The organism is Kitasatospora sp. NPDC048239 (assembly GCF_043202015.1).
In the GTDB taxonomy this organism is placed as follows: domain Bacteria; phylum Actinomycetota; class Actinomycetes; order Streptomycetales; family Streptomycetaceae; genus Kitasatospora.
The window spans coordinates 1-1,326 of sequence record NZ_JBICZP010000052.1; the positions used below are offsets into that span (position 1 = coordinate 1).

At 70.4% G+C, this 1,326-nt stretch carries 2 protein-coding genes; one reads left to right on the forward strand and one right to left on the reverse strand.

Features of this window, described 5'->3' with window-relative positions; genetic code table 11:
* Positions 1-252 precede the first annotated feature (252 nt).
* Positions 253-687: a hypothetical protein gene (locus ACGFZP_RS39450; RefSeq protein ID WP_392942325.1), complete on the forward strand. Its 435-nt coding sequence runs from the start codon at positions 253-255 to the stop codon at positions 685-687.
* A gap of 213 nt (positions 688-900) precedes the next feature.
* Here ACGFZP_RS39450 and ACGFZP_RS39455 read toward each other — a convergent pair.
* On the reverse strand, positions 901-1,326 hold a 426-nt coding region (locus ACGFZP_RS39455; RefSeq protein WP_392942328.1), incomplete at its 5' end, for an electron transfer flavoprotein subunit alpha/FixB family protein.

Below are 1,326 nucleotides of genomic sequence, written 5' to 3' on the forward strand. Positions count from 1 at the left end.
CCGCCGCGAACGGAGCGATCTTCGCCTCGGCCAGCGAACGCACCGCCTCACGGAGCATCCCGTGCTCCTCGGAGATCCGGAAGAGATCGAAGTCCTGGCTCATGATCGGTACTCCTGTTTCGCGACGGTACTCAGTACCCTTCATTATGCATGGGCGCAGCAAAAAGGGAACTCAGTGCCTTCACATGGCGGCACTGAGTTCCCTATTCTTTTCGCGTAAGGCCGACAGTCCGAGCGCAGGGAGATGACAGCGTGGTCCACTCAGCAATCGACTCCGACACCGAGAACGTCGCGTTGCACTTCCAGCGCTGCGACTGGTGCCACAACCCCACCTTCCAGCGGCTGCTCTGCCCCACCTGCGGCTCCACCGACCTGCGGTTGGAGCGCAGCGAGGGCACCGGCGTGGTGCGCCGCTGTGCGGTGGAGCAGGCGCGCACGCCGCTGGCCCGGCAGAAGTCCCTGATCCGGATGGCCGAGGGCTTCGACGTGTGGTGTGTCGTCAACGGTCTGCGCAGCATCGTCCCGGTGGGCACCCGAGTCCGGTTGACGCCGTCCGCGGACTCGGAGCAGCCCGAGCTGATCCTGCTCCCGCACGAGGAGCCGGAGCCGGTCGAGCCGGTCGAGCCGCGCCCGCTGCCGCCGAACCAGGGCGGCTTCACCCAGCACCTGGCGGCCTTCGCGGAGTGAGGCCGGGGGCCTGCGGGCCTCGCGAACACGCGAAGGAGGGTGTGGCACCGGGTACCCGGTGCCACACCCTCCACGCTGCGCCTCGGCCTCAAGCGGTCTGCACGTCGGCGACAGGACCGGAAGGGCCCTGGCGCCGGACAGGCCAGGGGCCCCTCCCCCGGATCACGCCGGGTGGGCGGTGTAGTCCGAAGGAGAGGCCCCAGGTGTTCAGGCTCAGCCCTTGCGGCTCTTCACCTCGTCGGTGAGCTGCGGCAGGACGGCGAACAGGTCGCCGACCACGCCGTAGTCCGCGAGCTCGAAGATCGGGGCCTCCGGGTCCTTGTTGACGGCCACGATGGTCTTCGAGGTCTGCATGCCGGCCCGGTGCTGGATGGCACCGGAGATGCCGTTCGCCACGTACAGCTGGGGCGAGACCTGCTTGCCGGTCTGGCCGACCTGGTTGGTGTGCGGGTACCAGCCGGCGTCGACGGCGGCGCGCGAGGCGCCGACGGCCGCGCCGAGCACGTCCGCGAGCTCCTCGACCACGCCGAAGCCGGCCGCCTCGCCGACGCCGCGGCCGCCGGAGACCACGATGGCGGCCTCGGTCAGCTCGGGGCGGCCGCTGGAGACGCGCGGGGTGCGGGAGGTGACGGTGGCGGC